Origin of the sequence: Polynucleobacter sp. QLW-P1DATA-2, assembly GCF_001870365.1 — a bacterium.
Classification (GTDB): domain Bacteria; phylum Pseudomonadota; class Gammaproteobacteria; order Burkholderiales; family Burkholderiaceae; genus Polynucleobacter.
Map to the genome: position 1 here is coordinate 298,594 of NZ_LZMQ01000003.1, position 16,012 is coordinate 314,605.

Annotated in this window: 17 protein-coding genes and 1 pseudogene; 8 read left to right on the plus strand and 10 right to left on the minus strand. The window is 46.2% G+C overall.

The genetic code is table 11. The features are described from left to right. Positions 1–9 precede the first annotated feature (9 nt). From A9236_RS04035 to A9236_RS04070, 8 genes and pseudogenes are all read right to left on the minus strand, one after another. A complete protein-coding gene (locus A9236_RS04035) occupies positions 10–1,833 on the minus strand; it encodes a bifunctional chorismate-binding protein/class IV aminotransferase (RefSeq protein ID WP_071465552.1) in 1,824 nt (607 codons plus the stop codon). Positions 1,834–1,860: 27 nt separating this feature from the next. Next, positions 1,861–2,436 carry a peptidylprolyl isomerase gene (locus A9236_RS04040; RefSeq protein WP_071465553.1) on the minus strand — a complete coding sequence of 192 codons (576 nt, stop codon included), beginning with the start codon at positions 2,434–2,436 and terminating at the stop codon, positions 1,861–1,863. A 72-nt stretch (positions 2,437–2,508) separates the two neighbouring features. Then, positions 2,509–3,138 (minus strand): 2-hydroxychromene-2-carboxylate isomerase, encoded by a 630-nt coding sequence (locus A9236_RS04045; protein WP_071465554.1) that lies wholly within the window; start codon positions 3,136–3,138, stop codon positions 2,509–2,511. Between the two features lie 23 nt (positions 3,139–3,161). Continuing rightward, positions 3,162–4,475, minus strand: a complete 1,314-nt coding sequence (locus tag A9236_RS04050; RefSeq protein WP_071465555.1) for a replication-associated recombination protein A — start codon at positions 4,473–4,475, stop codon at positions 3,162–3,164. 4 nt (positions 4,476–4,479) lie between these two features. Next, the gene (locus A9236_RS04055) at positions 4,480–4,971 is read right to left on the minus strand and encodes a DUF3429 domain-containing protein (protein WP_071465556.1); all 492 of its coding nucleotides are present in this window, start codon (positions 4,969–4,971) and stop codon (positions 4,480–4,482) included. 18 nt (positions 4,972–4,989) lie between these two features. Continuing rightward, a pseudogene (locus A9236_RS04060) lies at positions 4,990–5,845 on the minus strand (3-hydroxybutyryl-CoA dehydrogenase). Between the two features lies 1 nt (position 5,846). Then, positions 5,847–6,554, minus strand: coding sequence for a glutathione binding-like protein (locus A9236_RS04065; RefSeq protein WP_071465936.1), 708 nt, complete (start codon positions 6,552–6,554; stop codon positions 5,847–5,849). A gap of 49 nt (positions 6,555–6,603) precedes the next feature. After that, on the minus strand, positions 6,604–7,803 hold the full coding sequence (locus tag A9236_RS04070; RefSeq protein WP_071465558.1) for a pyridoxal phosphate-dependent aminotransferase: 1,200 nt from the start codon (positions 7,801–7,803) through the stop codon (positions 6,604–6,606). 92 nt (positions 7,804–7,895) lie between these two features. Here A9236_RS04070 and yaaA point away from each other — a divergent pair, with 92 nt between their 5' ends. Together yaaA and A9236_RS04080 are read left to right on the plus strand one after the other, a co-directional pair. Continuing rightward, complete coding sequence (yaaA, locus tag A9236_RS04075; RefSeq protein WP_071465559.1) at positions 7,896–8,672, plus strand: peroxide stress protein YaaA; 777 nt, start codon at positions 7,896–7,898, stop codon at positions 8,670–8,672. Then, positions 8,672–9,883, plus strand: coding sequence for a DUF2863 family protein (locus tag A9236_RS04080; RefSeq protein ID WP_071465560.1), 1,212 nt, complete (start codon positions 8,672–8,674; stop codon positions 9,881–9,883). Before yaaA ends, A9236_RS04080 begins: the two co-directional genes overlap by 1 nt. 68 nt (positions 9,884–9,951) lie before the next feature. On the opposite strand, the gene A9236_RS04085 is transcribed toward A9236_RS04080, so the two are convergent. Then, positions 9,952–10,329: a hypothetical protein gene (locus A9236_RS04085; RefSeq protein WP_071465561.1), complete on the minus strand. Its 378-nt coding sequence runs from the start codon at positions 10,327–10,329 to the stop codon at positions 9,952–9,954. Positions 10,330–10,346: 17 nt separating this feature from the next. After that, a complete protein-coding gene (locus A9236_RS04090) occupies positions 10,347–11,336 on the minus strand; it encodes a malate dehydrogenase (protein WP_071465562.1) in 990 nt (329 codons plus the stop codon). 153 nt (positions 11,337–11,489) lie between these two features. Between A9236_RS04090 and A9236_RS04095 the strand changes: the two genes are divergently transcribed. The 6 genes from A9236_RS04095 to A9236_RS04120 all read left to right on the plus strand — a co-directional run bounded on the left by A9236_RS04095 (position 11,490) and on the right by A9236_RS04120 (position 15,942). Beyond that, positions 11,490–12,233, plus strand: coding sequence for a GntR family transcriptional regulator (locus A9236_RS04095; protein WP_236638689.1), 744 nt, complete (start codon positions 11,490–11,492; stop codon positions 12,231–12,233). A 130-nt stretch (positions 12,234–12,363) separates the two neighbouring features. After that, positions 12,364–12,783, plus strand: coding sequence for a succinate dehydrogenase, cytochrome b556 subunit (gene sdhC / locus A9236_RS04100; protein ID WP_071465563.1), 420 nt, complete (start codon positions 12,364–12,366; stop codon positions 12,781–12,783). A 22-nt stretch (positions 12,784–12,805) separates the two neighbouring features. Beyond that, positions 12,806–13,171, plus strand: a complete 366-nt coding sequence (gene sdhD / locus A9236_RS04105) for a succinate dehydrogenase, hydrophobic membrane anchor protein (RefSeq protein ID WP_071465564.1) — start codon at positions 12,806–12,808, stop codon at positions 13,169–13,171. 4 nt (positions 13,172–13,175) lie between these two features. After that, entirely contained in the window at positions 13,176–14,954 is a 1,779-nt protein-coding gene (sdhA, locus tag A9236_RS04110) for a succinate dehydrogenase flavoprotein subunit (protein WP_071465565.1), read from the plus strand. Between the two features lie 17 nt (positions 14,955–14,971). Further along, positions 14,972–15,676 (plus strand): succinate dehydrogenase iron-sulfur subunit, encoded by a 705-nt coding sequence (locus tag A9236_RS04115; protein ID WP_071465566.1) that lies wholly within the window; start codon positions 14,972–14,974, stop codon positions 15,674–15,676. Continuing rightward, positions 15,673–15,942 carry a succinate dehydrogenase assembly factor 2 gene (locus A9236_RS04120; protein ID WP_071465567.1) on the plus strand — a complete coding sequence of 90 codons (270 nt, stop codon included), beginning with the start codon at positions 15,673–15,675 and terminating at the stop codon, positions 15,940–15,942. Before A9236_RS04115 ends, A9236_RS04120 begins: the two co-directional genes overlap by 4 nt. Positions 15,943–16,012 lie beyond the last annotated feature (70 nt).

The following is a 16,012-nucleotide window of genomic DNA, read 5'->3' on the forward strand; positions in this document are numbered from 1 at the left end:
GCGAACTTTCTAAAAGTGGGCTTTGATAGCGCCTCGCAAGGCATTGCTAAGAATAATCTCATCCGCCATTGAAACATCTTTAATAGTAAGGTTGCTTTCACGGACATTCATAGAGGGGTCAGCAAGTAGGGCGGCGCGCATCACTCCAGGTAATAGGCCAGCAGATACTGGTGGAGTGAGCCATTCTGCGCTTCCTTTAGGTTTAATAAAGACGCTCGTTCTTCCACCTTCTGTTACAAATCCTTGTTCGTTGATGAACAGGGCATCAAATCCCCCTAGTTTGACAGCGGTTTGCCACGCTAAATCATAGAGCAGGCGCTGACTTACTTTATGGCCTAGCAAGGCATCCCCTGAAGGCAGGGTGATATCGCCCGGCAAAATGTCTTGAGCCCAAAAAATCTTTACTGGCTCTTTCACGTCTTCAAGGATGCCAGTGGTGATGCTGAAATTACCATTCACATCAAGATCTAATCTAAGTCTGTATGCCAAGTGTTGGTCGAGAGCTGCGCAGGCACTCGAGATAGCATCAATAACATTCGCTTTATCAAAAGTGATGCCAAGACAGCCTGCTGAATGCTGCATGCGAGCAAGATGTTGCTCTAATCTTTGGGGTGAGCCATTCGCCAAGGCGATAGTTTCAAATATACCCGTAGCGCTCGGAAGATTTCTCAAAAAAGCAGACTTAATGCGGCACTCCTGCCATTCTTGTGCTGCGTTTGAGTCAATGGTGATGCCTGCACCAACGCCGAGAGTAAACCGAGCAGCTTGAGACTGATCATCGCGCTCAATTTCCATGGTTCTAATAGGAACGCTAAAGGCAAAGTCTCCATTGGGGTCTAACCATCCTAAGGCGCCGCAGTAGTAGCCTCGATCTTGTGACTCAAGCTCTTGAATGATTTCCATGCTGCGCTTCTTTGGTGCCCCAGTGACTGAGCCACAGGGAAAGATGGCATACAAAATATCGCGTAATGTGACATCGGGCTTAATTTGCCCTTGCACGGTTGAAGTCATCTGCAATACATCGCCATGTCTGGCAACCTCAAATAATTTGGGGACGGTGACGGTATTGGGTAAGGAAATACGGCTAAGGTCGTTGCGCAGCAAATCGACGATCATCACATTCTCAGCTTGATTTTTAGGATCATCCGATAATGCACTTGCCGCTTCAGACAACGCGTTGGCAGTGCCTTTCATCGGCATCGCTTTGAGCGTGTCGCCTCTGCGCTCGATAAACAGTTCTGGAGATTGAGAGAGAAGGTAGTGAGAGCCCTGGGCTATATAAGCCCCAAACCTTCCGGGCTGTCGCTCACGTAGGCGTTGATATAAAGCCAGCGGCGCACCATAAGTCTTGCCGGTAATGCGGTAGGTATGGTTGATCTGATATGTATCGCCAGCACGAATGTATTCTTGAATCTGATTGATATCAGCAGAAAACTGTTGCTCATCAATAGATTCTTGAACATCCAAGACACCTGCGATTCTTTGTGATGAATCGAGTTTGTCTAAGTGATGGCGAATCAGCCCATCAAGCTGATCTTTAGAAAGTTTTCTAAATTCTGTAAACGACCAAGCTTCAATTAGTGGATGGGGGCTGACTGATCCCTCGCGTTGTGGGAGTTGGTGAATCGATCTTCCCAATTCATAAGCGAATGAAGCGACAACATAATGACCTTGCTTTAAAGAATCGGATATCTCGCTCAAGCAAGTCTGAATGGCATTACGATCGGTAGCATGATCACCACTGGGCTGAATACACCAATAGCGCAGTGGTGATTCATAGGCGCGACTGCTAGGGTTGGCCGCCGTGCTTTGCGCATCATCTAGCAAAATCATGGTGGCGTATTCAAGAGTAATGAAGACTTATTTCAGGATCATCGCTGATTCGATAAGCACTGGCTTAGTTGGAACATCAGCCATTCTGCCCATACGTGGTGCGGGAGCTACCATGGTGGGTACTTTACGGATTGCATCAATTGTTTGGGTTCCAGAAATCACTTTTCCAAATACGGTGTAACCATTGCCCATAGCGTTAGGGTAATTCAGGGCATCATTGTCTTTCACGTTAATGAAAAACTGTGCGGTCGCAGAATCGGGATCAGATGTGCGTGCCATAGCAATGGTGTAAGTATTGTTCTTAAGGCCATTGTTAGCTTCTGATGCTACCGGGCCATCAGTTGGCTTTTGCACAAGATCAGGTGTAAAGCCTCCGCCCTGGATCATGAAGCCATCGATCACACGATGAAAAATAGTGCCGTTATAAAAACCACTCTTCACATAATTCAGAAAGTTTGCAGTTGTTTTTGGGGCCTTCACATCATCGAGCTCAACCACAAAGCTCCCCATATTGGTCTTAAATTCCACCTTCGGTCCAGCTAAAGCAGCTTGACTAGCAAAACAACTAGTGATGAAAATAAGACTGGCTAATAGCTTACGCATAAAGACTCCTGAATTGGTTAATGGTGATATAGCTGATTGTATTGCTCAATGGCGCTACGTAATAAAGTCAAACTATGAAGGCAAGCCACTGGGAATAGTGCCCGCATTGGTATAAGGGGCTTCGTCAAACATACTAGGTCGAGCCAGGTAATCAAGTGTCCAGTCAATAGTATCGACGCCCCAAAAGCAGTGTTGATTGACGATAAGGGCAGGCACCCCAAATGCCCCATCTGCTTTAGCTTGATTGCTATTGGCCATCAGCTGTGCTTTGACTGCAGGAGATTCAGGTTTGAGTGTATCTTCAGGCAAACCTAAGTAGATGCAAAATTCTGACCAAGAAAGATTGGGGTCCTTACCCTCCATCCAAACATAATCAAAGGCTCGCTCTACCATTTTCCAATTTGCGTTTTGCTCTATCAACAAGCGTTGAGGTGCTACTGTCATAAATGGATGATGTTCAGGAAAGCGAAAAGGGATGCCTAGTTTTTCAGCTTGCCATACGCAAAACTGATAAGTGTGAGGGCGTTTGGCAGCAATCTCACCGGGACCTTTATTCTCCGCTGCTCTTAGCAATCCACCCAGTAAAACGGCCACAGGAGTGATGTCCAGTTTGTCTTCAAGGCGATGTCTTTGTTTGATGTACAAGTAGGCAAATGGAGAAACAATATCGTAGTAAAAAGTCGCCGGAATTTTGGTGCCCATATTGATTGGCCTAATGTATTGACTTATTTCTGATGATGTTCAGCATCAAGTTGACGCAAGAAAGCCATCTTTTCTTTAATTTGACTTTCTAACCCACGCTCAACGGGCTCATACCAATGGGGTTCTGCCATTCCTTCAGGCAAATAGGTCTCACCAGCCGCATATCCATGGGGCTCATCATGTGCGTAGCGATATTCCTTGCCATGACCGAGCTCTTTCATGAGCTCGGTAGGGGCATTGCGCAAATGATTTGGCACTGGCTTGGATTGGTCATTAGCTACATAGGCGCGAGCCGCATTAAACGCTTTATAGCTAGCGTTGCTTTTGGAGGCTACAGCTAAATACACTACAGCTTGACCTAATGCGAGCTCACCTTCCGGTGACCCGAGCCTCTCGAAGGTGAGGGCGGCATCATTAGCAAGCTGCATTGCCCGGGGATCCGCAAGTCCAATGTCCTCCCATGCCATCCGAATAATGCGACGGGCTAGGTAACGTGGATCGGCACCGCCATCAAGCATGCGACAAAACCAATAGAGTGCTGCATCTGGATCAGAGCCTCTCACGGATTTATGCAAGGCCGAGATTTGATCGTAGAACTGATCTCCACCTTTATCAAAGCGCCTTGCTTGTATGGTGAGTGCGTTTTCAATAAAGGCTTGATCTACTATTTTTACTTCGGCATTAGGAGTGAGAACCGCATTGCGAATTTGCTCGGCTAAATTCAGCAGGCGGCGCGCATCACCATCAGCATTATTAATCAGAGTATCAATTGCCGCAGTTTCAAAATGCACTTCAGGCATTGCATGATGGTGGGCACGATCAAACAATTGCTTGAGCTCACTACTACTTAAGGATTTCAGAACATAAACTTGAGCACGTGAAAGCAATGCAGAGTTCACTTCAAAGGATGGATTTTCAGTAGTTGCACCAATAAAGGTAAATAGGCCAGATTCCACATGGGGCAGAAGCGCATCTTGCTGGCTTTTGTTGAAACGATGAATCTCATCTACAAACAAGATGGTTTGCTTGCCATATTGAGCCATATTTTGTTGGGCTTGCTCGATGGCTTCACGAATTTCCTTCACGCCCGCGAGCACTGCTGAGATAGCAATGAACTCTCGATCAAACGCTTTGGCAGATAAGCGTGCGAGTGTGGTTTTACCAACGCCAGGAGGGCCCCACAAAATCATAGAGTGAGGCTTTCCAGATGCAAATGCCAAGTTCAGTGGTTTGCCAGCTGCGAGTAAATGGGTCTGCCCAATAACCTCCTCGATTGATTTTGGGCGAAGCGCTTCCGCTAAAGGTGGCGGAGGAGTGCTATCGAAAAGACCGCTCATGCAATTACGCCTGGATAAAAAGAATCACAACCGCAGCCCAAGTTAAGCAAGCAGCCGCAACATACGTCAAGCGATTGCGCATCACCATAAAAGCAGCACGCGCTACATCATCTGAGAAATAGTATTGATAGGTGTTTTGATCAATATTGCGTTGGATGATTAAGGTTGATGCCAAGATTAATAAACCCACAGGGATATAAATGTGAAGGGCTAGCCATGCCACCAAAGCGGGAATAACTCCCCAGATCCAAGCGTTGCGATCGATCCAACGATCACCAACCGGTGCCTTACCCAGGGTATGTAAATTGGCGCCCCAATGCATTGCGCCCATAAACGAGGTGATAACGGCGCCATAGCCAGCAAGCGATTCAGCGCTTAAGTAGTTTAGGGGGGTCGGGGCCAGTTGCACCATCAAAGCAAGGCCAAGAAAGGGAATTAAGCCTGCATAGCCGAGTTTTAGTACTAGTGACGGGATAGGGTTAGGGGTGGGGCTCACAAGATCTCTTTGGGGAAGTTATTTATCGTAGGTGTAAACGCCGCGACCTGTCTTACGGCCGAGGTAGCCAGCAGCAACCATTTCACGGAGAAGAGGGCATGGGCGGTATTTTGAGTCGCTGAAGTTTTCAAAATACACTTCCATGACTGCAAGGCAAGTATCTAAACCAATGAGGTCTGCCAAAGCTAGTGGACCAATTGGTTGATTGCAACCGAGTTTCATACCTGCATCAATATCTTCTGGACTGGCTAGGCCTTCTGACAAAACAAAGAAAGCCTCATTAATCATTGGCAACAAGATGCGATTGACCACAAAGCCTGGTGAGTTCTTGACAGTAATGGGTTCTTTGCCAACCCGTTTTGCCATATCGATAATGGCAGCATGAGTTGCATCGCTGGTTTGGAGGCCGCGAATCACTTCAACCAATGCCATCAAGGGTGGCGGGTTAAAAAAATGCATCCCAATAAAGCGTTCAGGGTTGGAATCGAGAGCAGCCAGTTTCGTAATGGAGAGTGATGAAGTGTTGGTGGCGATGATGGTGTCTTTACTGACAATCTCATCGACTTGCTTAAGAATCTTTTCTTTAATTGCTTGGTTTTCAGTGGCGGCTTCAATGACTAGGCCAAGTCCCTTAAAGTCTGCATAAGAGGTGCTGCCTTTGATGTGCTTAAGAGCAGCATCTTTAGCTTCAGGAGTAAGCGTTTCTTTTTTAACCTAGGCGATCTAAGCTTTTGCTAATTTGATCTAAGCCACGTTGCACAGCAGCTTCATTGATATCAACCATGACTACATCAAGACCGGCAACTGCACAGACTTGCGCAATGCCATTACCCATAGTTCCTGCACCGATTACACCAACCGATTCAATCTTCATCTTATTTCCTTCTTTGATACTGGGTTGATCCAAATAACTGCTCTCTTGCTTTGTCATCATGCAAGGGTTTGCGTAATGCCGTTAATACTTCACAACCACGAATAACTGCGGGTCGTTTACTGATCATCTCAAACCAGCGTTTGAAATTGGGATAGTCATTGATTTCAATCCCTTGATTTTTCCAATTCCGTGTCCAAGGATAAATTGCCATATCAGCTATCGAATACGTTTTCCCTGCAATATAGGGATTATCTTTCAGTTGTGTATCTAAAACCCCATAAAGTCGTTTGGCTTCATTGGTATAGCGGTTGATGGCGTATTCAATTTTCTCAGGAGCATAGAGCCGGAAATGGTGGTTTTGCCCAAGCATAGGACCCAAGCCTCCCATCTGAAACATGAGCCATTGCAAGACTTCATATTTGCCGCGAGTGCTCTTTGGTAAGAACTTACCAGTTTTAGCGGCAAGGTAAAGCAAGATGGCGCCAGATTCAAAAACGTGGATGGGCTTACCATCGGGGCCATTTGGATCGACTAGAGCAGGAATCTTATTGTTTGGGCTGATTTTCAAAAACGCTTGATCAAACTGATCACCAGCACCAATGTCAATCGGATGCGCTAACCAGTCTTTACCTAAGTGATAACCACACTCTTCGAGCATGATGTGTACCTTATGGCCATTAGGAGTAGGCCAGCTGTAGACATCAATTATATTTTTTGCAGCAGCATCTTTATTCTTTTTCATTATTTTTCCTCGATATCTATAGGGCTTGTAAACGTTGTAAGGCGGTTGTTAATGTTTCTTCTTGTTTAGCAAAACAAAAGCGAATGACGCCAGATTCGGTTGCCTGCTCATAAAACGCAGAAACAGGAATGGCTGCGACCCCCACTTCAGTAGTGAGCCATTTGCAAAAATCTGCTTCTGGTAATTTTGCTTCCGGGATGCTCAGTGCTGTGTAATCAACCGATTGGAAATAGGTTCCAGGTGTTGGCAATAACTTAAATTGAGTTTGCTCTAAACCCGCCCTAAAGAAATCTCGCTTCGCTTGATAGAAAGTAGGGAGGTTTAAGTAATGAGATGCATCGGAAAGATAAGCAGCTAAACCATACTGCATTGGTGTGTTGACAGTAAACACATTGAACTGGTGTACCTTCCGAAACTCAGCAGTGAGTGAAATAGGCGCAGCAACATAGCCGACCTTCCAGCCCGTGACATGATAGGTTTTGCCAAAGCTGGAGATCAAAAAACTACGTGCTGCTAGTTCTGGGTGGGAGGCAACGCTGTGATGATGAGCGCCATCAAAGACCATATGCTCATAAACCTCATCACTTAAGACTAGGGTTGAGGTGTCTTTCAGTAATTTTGCCAAACGATCTAGGTCTGCCTTTTGCCAAACCATCCCGGTTGGATTGTGGGGTGTGTTGATGATGAGGAGACGTGTTTTGGCATGAATGGCTTTTGCTAAGGCATTCCATGGAATGTTGTAAGAAGACACATGACCATGTTGATCGCGTACAAGCTCTAATGAAACAGCGATGGTTTTACCACCAGCCAATTCAATCGAAGGTCTATAGCTGTCATAAGCGGGTTCAATGATGACCACCTCATCGCCGGGACTTACGCAAGAGAGAATGGTGGTCAAAATTCCTTGAGTACCGCCAGCAGTGATGGTGATTTCAGAATCTGGATCGTAATGATGGCCGTATAAATTCCGAATCTTTTTTGAAACGCCCTGTCGTAGCTCTGCAACCCCGATCATTGGAGGATATTGATTGTGATCAGCCAGCATCGCCTCATTTACTTTGGTAATCAAATCGCGATCGCATGGGAAATCCGGAAAACCTTGCCCTAAATTAATCGCCTGATGTTTTGTTGCCAGCGCCGACATCACCGTAAATATCGTTGTGCCAACCTGAGGCAGGCGACTTGGGAACGAGGGAGTGAGATTGAGGGAGATCATGACAAAAGAGGGCTATCTATGCTCTATGGGGCTTTTATGCGGATAAATCCGGTAGTCGCTAGAATGGAAGAAATACATATACAAATTGTGCCATGCTGATCGTCCTTTCTCCCGCTAAATCCTTGGATTACAAGACTCCTGTGAAGGTCAAGGCACCCACCTTGCCTGAGTTTGTCTCAGAATCCGCTAAGTTGATCTCGGATCTTAAGAAACTGGCTCCTCAGGACGTGTCTAAGCTGATGGGTTTATCGGACCAATTAGCCACTCTAAACGTGGGGCGGTACCGCGACTGGTCCAAAAAATTTACCGAAGAAAATAGCAAGCCTGCTATCTATGCGTTTGATGGCGATGTATATGACGGCTTTGATGTCAAAACTCTCAATGCCAAGGCAGTTGATTTCGCTCAAGAGCACATTCGCATTTTGTCCGGTCTGTATGGCGCTTTAAGGCCTTTGGATTTGATGCAGGCCTACCGGCTAGAGATGGGTACTTCCTTTAAGAATGCTAGGGGAAAAGATCTTTATGCCTTTTGGGGGAGCAGGGTAACTGACTCGCTAAAAAAGGTGCTCGATAAACAGAAAAAGCCTGTTTTGCTGAACTTAGCCTCAGAGGAGTATTTCAAGGTGCTGCAAGCTCAAGAACTGGGTTGCCCTGTGATTGCACCCGTGTTTCAGGATGCCAAGGATGGCAAGTACAAAATTATTTCTTTCTATGCCAAACGCGCCCGTGGCTTAATGGCTAGATATGTAGTGGAGAATCGAATTACCGATCCAGCAGATTTAAAAGGTTTTAATTTGGATGGTTATAAATATTATGCAGCCGAATCCAAACCAGAAAAACCCATTTTTAGACGGGCAGAGAAAAAATAATGGCCGTACATCGCACTAAACCGTCTCAACGCACCTCACCAGAGGTCGACAAGTTGGTGGCTGATGCTATTTCCTTGGCAGCCTCTGGGAGTCTTGTAGAGGATCGCTTTTGGGAAGAGCGCCTCAATGTGCGCCTTATGCGTTTGCTCAAGAGTCAAAATCAAAATGTGATTGACGCAGCCTTAGATCAAACTTTCCGCATTAATACGGTTGCATTTGAAGTGTTGGCAGATTGTGCTGAAACTCTAGCCGAGTCCTTGAAGATGGAGCATGAAGGGCAGGAATGGGATGTGCTGTTATTGGCTCTGCCAATTGTGGCGCACACTCGCTATCAAATTCCGTCTGGCCCTATGCCAACGAATTTGATTGAGTCGACAGCTGGCGCTTTGCATGCTGCGATAGCAGCCACCGATACACGCTTGGCAATTGTTCCCTGGCTATATAGCATCGATCAAATGCCGCATTCCCATTGCCAAACACGTCTATTAACGGAGTCCTTGGCTACTGCTGCGATCTTGGGAAGCGATGTCAAGCTTGAGTTACGCGATATGTTAGAGACCATTGCTGTATTGGCTGATCCGCGTTTTATTATTGCCGCCCTCAGCGCACCTAGTGGATCACCAATCTTTAAGTGGCAAGAAGAATCACCTACAAGACAAGAGCGGGGTGTGAGTTTGATCGGTTGGCAAAACGCCATGCAAGAGCCGATTGCCTCGATATTGCCTGGGTGCGAGTTTGAGCTCCTACTGCCTGAGGCTTATTTCACTAACTGTCGTTTGGCTGACAAACATGTACGCCCATTAAGTATTCGTGCTGCCGTTAATTTCCTTGAGAGCACGCTGGGTATTCTGCCGGCAGGCTTATCTTGTGTGGTTGGCGCATTTGGCGAAGAGCAGGCGGATGAATATCGCATTTCCTTTAGTGCTAAAGGCTCGCCTGAAATTATGTACGGTGTTATTTGGCCTTTATACGATCGCGAAAGCGTGGCTAGCGATGCTCTTAATGATTTATCGGATGATGAAAGCCCAATTAAGAAAATCTGTGATGCATTACACGATGCTGGCGTAGAGGATGTTTTCCGTCACGCGATGTTATTTGACCCAGAACTATGTGATGACTGCGGGGCCCCTTTGTTTCCAGATCGATCTGGGGAAGCGGTACACGCAGAGATGCCCGAAGATGCGCCAACACAACAGCCACTCTTTCATTAGCGGTGACGAGATGCATAAGAAAAAAGCCGAGGATCTCTCGGCTTTTTTTGTTCATTGCTACTAAAAACTTAGTTTTGAACGAATGGCTCTGCACCTGCAAACAAGTGGGACAGATTACCGGCCTTCATATCTGCTGTTTGGCAAAAATCCGCCAAACGAGTACCTGCTTTGATATTAAATAACATTGCCTTGTTACCCAATACCACCAAGTCAAAGCCAGAGTTCACGTTTTTATAACGCAAGCTACCAGGCAATGAAGTTTGGCGATCTAATTCATAAGTTTTTGATTCCCAAACAAGATTTACTTTCTCGGTAGTGCCCGAGGTTTTAAACTGCTTGCTCTCACCGCAGGTCCAAGTGAAAACTTCTTCACTAGCCGCGCTGACATTGGCGGCCCCAGTGAGGCAAGCAATTGCAAGGCTAATGCTGAAAAAGGATTTTTTCATGTAGCTTTCCTAGAAAATTAAGGGAGCAAATGCTTAACGCCAGCCTGCTCTTCAAGCAATTCATTCAATGTGTGAGTCATACGCTCACGTGAGAACTCGTCGATCTCTAAACCTTCGATCATTTTGTACTCACCGTTTTCGCATGTCACTGGGAAGCCATAAATGACTTCAGCTGGAATGCCATATTCGCCTTTGGAAGGAATGCCCATGGTGACCCATTTGCCATTCGTTCCAAGAACCCAGTCATGAACGTGATCAATTGCTGCGTTCGCTGCAGAGGCTGCAGATGATAGGCCACGTGCATCAATGATGGCTGCACCGCGTTTGCCAACAGTTGGAATGAACACATCTTTATTCCAAGCTGCATCGTTGATTGAATCTTTCACTGACTTGCCATCAACTGTTGCAAAGCGATAGTCGGGGTACATCGTTGGACTATGGTTACCCCATACAACCAACTTTTCAATACCAGCAACAGGCTTGTTTAATTTGTTTGCCAATTGTGAGAGTGCGCGGTTGTGATCGAGACGTAACATCGCTGTAAAGTTTTTCGCAGGAATATCTGGAGCAGATTTCATGGCGATGTAGGCGTTTGTATTTGCTGGGTTACCAACAACCAATACTTTGACAGTCTTCTTCGCAACTGCATTCAATGCCTTGCCTTGTGCAGTGAAGATTTGAGCGTTAGCAGAGAGTAAATCTTTGCGTTCCATGCCGGGACCGCGTGGACGCGCGCCAACTAGAAGGGCAACGTCGATATCTTTAAATGCAGTTAATGGGTCGGAGTGCGCTGTAACACCTGCCAATAGAGGGAATGCACAGTCTTCGAGCTCCATAATCACTCCGCCTAAGGCTTTTTGCGCCTTTTCGTCTGGAATTTCAAGTAATTGCAGGATCACGGGCTGATCCTTGCCCAAAAGGTCGCCATTGGCGATGCGGAATAGGAGGGAATATCCGATTTGACCGGCTGCACCGGTTACGGCGACACGCATTGGGGCTTTTGCCATTACTAATTACTCCAAAGGAAAGTTAAGTAGGTTGATTATTGAAAACTTTTCTATTATCCATTCAAGTGTAGGGAGTTTCCCTTTACACTGTCAATGACGTCTTATATAAGACTAGAATTACTCAGAATTTTATCCAATTGATGTCCTCATGGAGTGAATTTGTCAGAAGTTAATTTGCCTGTTGCCTCATTTAGCCCTCTGTATGAACAGATCAAGGCAATGATTTTGGCTAGCCTGCAAGCCTCAGAGTGGCTGCCGGGCGAAGCTATTCCAAGTGAAATGGAATTGGCTGCGCGATATGCAGTCAGCCAAGGCACGGTTCGGAAGGCGATTGACGAGCTTGCCGCTCAAAGCCTTCTTGTCAGAAGGCAAGGGAAGGGCACTTTTGTTGCAACCCATCAAGAAGATGATTGGCAGTACCGCTTCTTGCGTTTAGCCCCTGATTCAGGTGAGAAATTCCACCTCACCAGCCGTTTTTTAGTGTGCCAAACCACAAAAGCTACCGCTTATATTGCCAATTTGCTTAAATTAAAGGCAGGCGATCCGGTTATTTACATTGACCGGGTGCAGAGTTTTGCTGGTCAACCCGTTGTTTTTGAAGAGATTTGGCTTCCAGGCGCCCGCTTTAAAGGCTTGGATCTTGAGGCCTTGAATGAGTGGCATGCCCCAGTCTATGCCTTATATGAGAGCCAATACGCTACCCACATGGTGAGGGCTGAAGAAAAGATCAAGGCAATTGCAGCAGATGAATTGCTGGCAAATCATCTCAAGTTGCCCGTGGGCGCGCCCCTTTTATCGGTAGAGCGCATAGCGTTCACCTACGGCAATAAGCCAGTAGAGATTCGGCATGCTAGATACGACACTTCCGAGCAGCATTATGAGAATAAATTGAACTGACTTATCCGCAAAACCCCTTTTTAACCCCTATAAACCCTTAAAAACCCCCACCACCCCCAAGGTTTCCAATAGAATATGTTGCGACACAACAAAATCACACTGAACCTCCACCTAAACATAGAGATTGCCCATGGTTGATGCACAGCAAAACGTAAAAAAAGACAGACCGGTCTACAAAAACATTGGTCTTGCCCAGTTGGTGAAATACCGCCTTCCTTGGGCCGGTAAAGTTTCGATTCTTCACCGTATCAGCGGAGCAGTTTTGTTCCTCTTGTTGCCATTCATTTTGTATCTTTTAGATCAGAGCTTGGCTTCTGAACTGAGTTATCAAAAGTTTCAGGCTTTGACCGGCCATGTGCTGATCAAAATTATTTGCCTAGGTTTGATCTGGTGCTTCTTGCACCACTTCTGTGCTGGTATTCGCTACCTCTTGCTCGATTTAGAAATCGGAGTAGAGAAGTCAGAGTCCAATCGTTCAGCAATCATCGTATTGATTGTAGGTATCGCTCTGACTGCAGCAGTAGGTCTTAAATTATTTGGCTTCTACTAAGCACATCACTTAAGGAAATTTCATGCCTATTTATCAAATTGGACCAAAGCGCTTAGTTGTAGGCGCTCATTACGGCCTTAAAGAGTGGATCATTCAACGTATTACTGCGATTGTGATGGTGGTATTTACGGTTGTTCTTTTGGTTGACTATTGCATCACCGGCAGTGCGACCTACGAAGGTTGGTCTGGCTTATTCAGCAACCAGTTGATGAAGCTTCTTACTCTCCTGGCCTTGTTCAGCCTTTTCTATCATGCTTGGATTGGTGTGCGCGATATCTGGATGGACTACATCAAGCCTGTCAGCATTCGTTTAACGCTGCAAGTGTTAACTGTTCTGTATTTAGTAGCCTGTGCGGCTTATGCCGTACAAATTTTGTGGAAAGTGTAATTCGATGACTGCAATTCAAAAATCATTGCCACGTCGCCGCTTTGATGCGGTGATTGTTGGTGCGGGCGGTTCTGGTATGCGCGCTTCATTGCAGTTGGCAGAAGCCGGCTTGAATGTTGCTGTACTTACAAAAGTTTTCCCAACACGTTCACATACAGTTGCTGCGCAAGGTGGTATCGGCGCTTCACTAGGCAATATGAGTGAAGATAATTGGCACTATCATTTTTACGACACCATCAAAGGATCTGATTGGCTGGGTGACCAGGACGTGATCGAATTCATGTGTCGCGAAGCTCCGAAAGTTGTTTATGAGTTAGAGCACTTTGGTATGCCGTTTGACCGTAACCCAGACGGCACGATCTATCAGCGTCCATTCGGTGGACACACTGCAAACTATGGTGAAAAAGCTGTTCAACGTGCTTGCGCTGCAGCTGACCGTACCGGTCATGCCATGTTGCATACCTTGTATCAGCGTAACGTACGTGCAAAAACCAATTTCTTTGTTGAATGGTTGGCGCTCGATTTGATCCGCGATGACGAGGGTGATGTTGTTGGTGTAACTGCTCTCGAAATGGAAACAGGTCAGGTTTACATCTTGGAAGCCAAGGTCGTGATGTTGGCTACTGGCGGTGCAGGCCGCATTTGGGATGCGTCTACTAACGCATTTATTAATACTGGTGACGGTATGGGCCTTGCCGCTCGCGCAAATATTCCATTAGAAGACATGGAGTTCTGGCAATTTCACCCAACTGGCGTAGCTGGTGCAGGGGTGTTATTGACGGAAGGTTGCCGCGGTGAAGGCGGTATCTTGCGCAATAAAGACGGCGAACGTTTCATGGAGCGTTATGCGCCAACCTATAAAGATTTGGCACCACGCGACTTCGTTTCTCGTTGCATGGACCAAGAGATCAAAGAAGGGCGCGGTTGTGGTCCTAATGGCGACTATGTTGTGCTCGATCTGACACATATTGGTGCTGAGACCATCATGAAGCGTTTGCCTTCTGTTTATGAAATCGGTATTAACTTTGCTAACGTTGACGTGACCAAAGAGCCAATTCCAGTTGTGCCAACAATTCACTATCAGATGGGTGGTATTCCTACCAACATCAACGGTCAAGTGGTTGTGCCGGCTAATGGTATTCACAATGAAATCGTTAATGGTTTGTATGCCATCGGCGAGTGCTCATGCGTTTCAGTCCACGGTGCAAACCGTTTGGGAACCAACTCCTTGCTCGACCTCTTAGTGTTTGGTCGCGCCGCGGGTAATCACATTGTTGGTTTGAATCTGAAGAATCGTGAGTTCAAGCCATTGCCTGCAAATGCTGGTCAGCAAACATTGGAGCGCATTGCAAAGTTAGATAACTCTACTTCTGGCGAATATGCCCAAGATGTTGCTAACGATATTCGTAAGTGCATGCAGAAATATGCTGGTGTGTTCCGCAATCAAGAATTGATGGATGAAGGTGTTCGTCAAATGGCGAAGTTGACTGAGCGTGCCAAACATTTGTGGGTCAAAGATAAATCCGAGATTTTCAATACTGCCCGTATTGAGGCTTTGGAAGTAGCTAACTTGGTTGAGACCGCAAACGCAACCATGATCTCTGCGGCAGCTCGTAAAGAAAGTCGTGGCGCACATTCACATGATGACCATCAAGAGCGCGATGATGAGAACTGGATGAAGCATACCCTTTGGTATAGCGAAGGAAATAAGCTCACTTACAAACCAGTTGTGCTGAAGCCTTTGACCGTTGAGTCCTTCCCTCCTAAAGAACGTACTTTCTAAGCGAAGAGAAATAGAAAATGAGTGATATCCGTATATTTGAAATTTACCGCTACGATCCAGATGTTGATGCTGCGCCACGCATGCAGCGTTATGAGCTGGAGCTCACGGGTGAGCGTATGTTGTTGGACGCATTAATTTCCCTAAAGAAACAAGACGACAGTATTTCTTATCGTCGCTCATGCCGTGAAGGTGTGTGCGGTTCCGATGCGATGAACATTAACGGTAAAAATGGCTTAGCTTGTTTGACCAATATGTTGACTCTGCCTAAGGTCATCACCTTGCGCCCATTGCCTGGCTTGCCAGTTGTGCGTGACTTGATCGTTGACATGACTTTGTTCTTCAAGCAGTACTTGTCTATCAAGCCTTACTTAGTGAATGATAATCCAGCGCCAGAAAAAGAGCGTCTCCAGAGTCCTGAAGAGCGTGAAGAATTGAATGGCCTCTACGAGTGCATCTTGTGCGCGTCTTGCTCTACTTCGTGCCCGTCTTTCTGGTGGAATCCAGATAAGTTCGTTGGTCCAGCAGGTTTGTTACAGGCATATCGCTTCATTGCCGATAGTCGTGATGAAGATACAGCACAACGTTTGGACAACCTAGAGGACCCATATCGTTTATTCCGTTGCCACACGATCATGAATTGCGTGGACGTATGTCCTAAGCACTTGAATCCAACCAAAGCGATTGGCAAGATCAAGGAGTTAATGGTTCGTAGGGCGGTATGACCCTCGGCAATGCAGAGTTATATCGTTTAAAAAGTGATGCCCGTAGGGGTTTGCTAGAGAACGATTTAATTCTGCAACGTTTCTTTGAGCGTTACGGCGCCCAGTTAAGCGTAGAAGATGGAAAAGTATTAAGCCAGTTACTGGCCCTAGAAGACAACGATCTGATGGACTTGTTAATTGGCCGCAAAGATTCGGTAGCTAGCTTGGAAAAGGAGTCTCAGTCTGACTCCTTTAAAACAGTTTTACAAAAGCTGAGAGAGAAGTAATTCAGCATTTTGGTGCAGTAGTGGCTTAAGCGTGTAATCGAATAGTGTATTAATCATAATTTTGAATGAC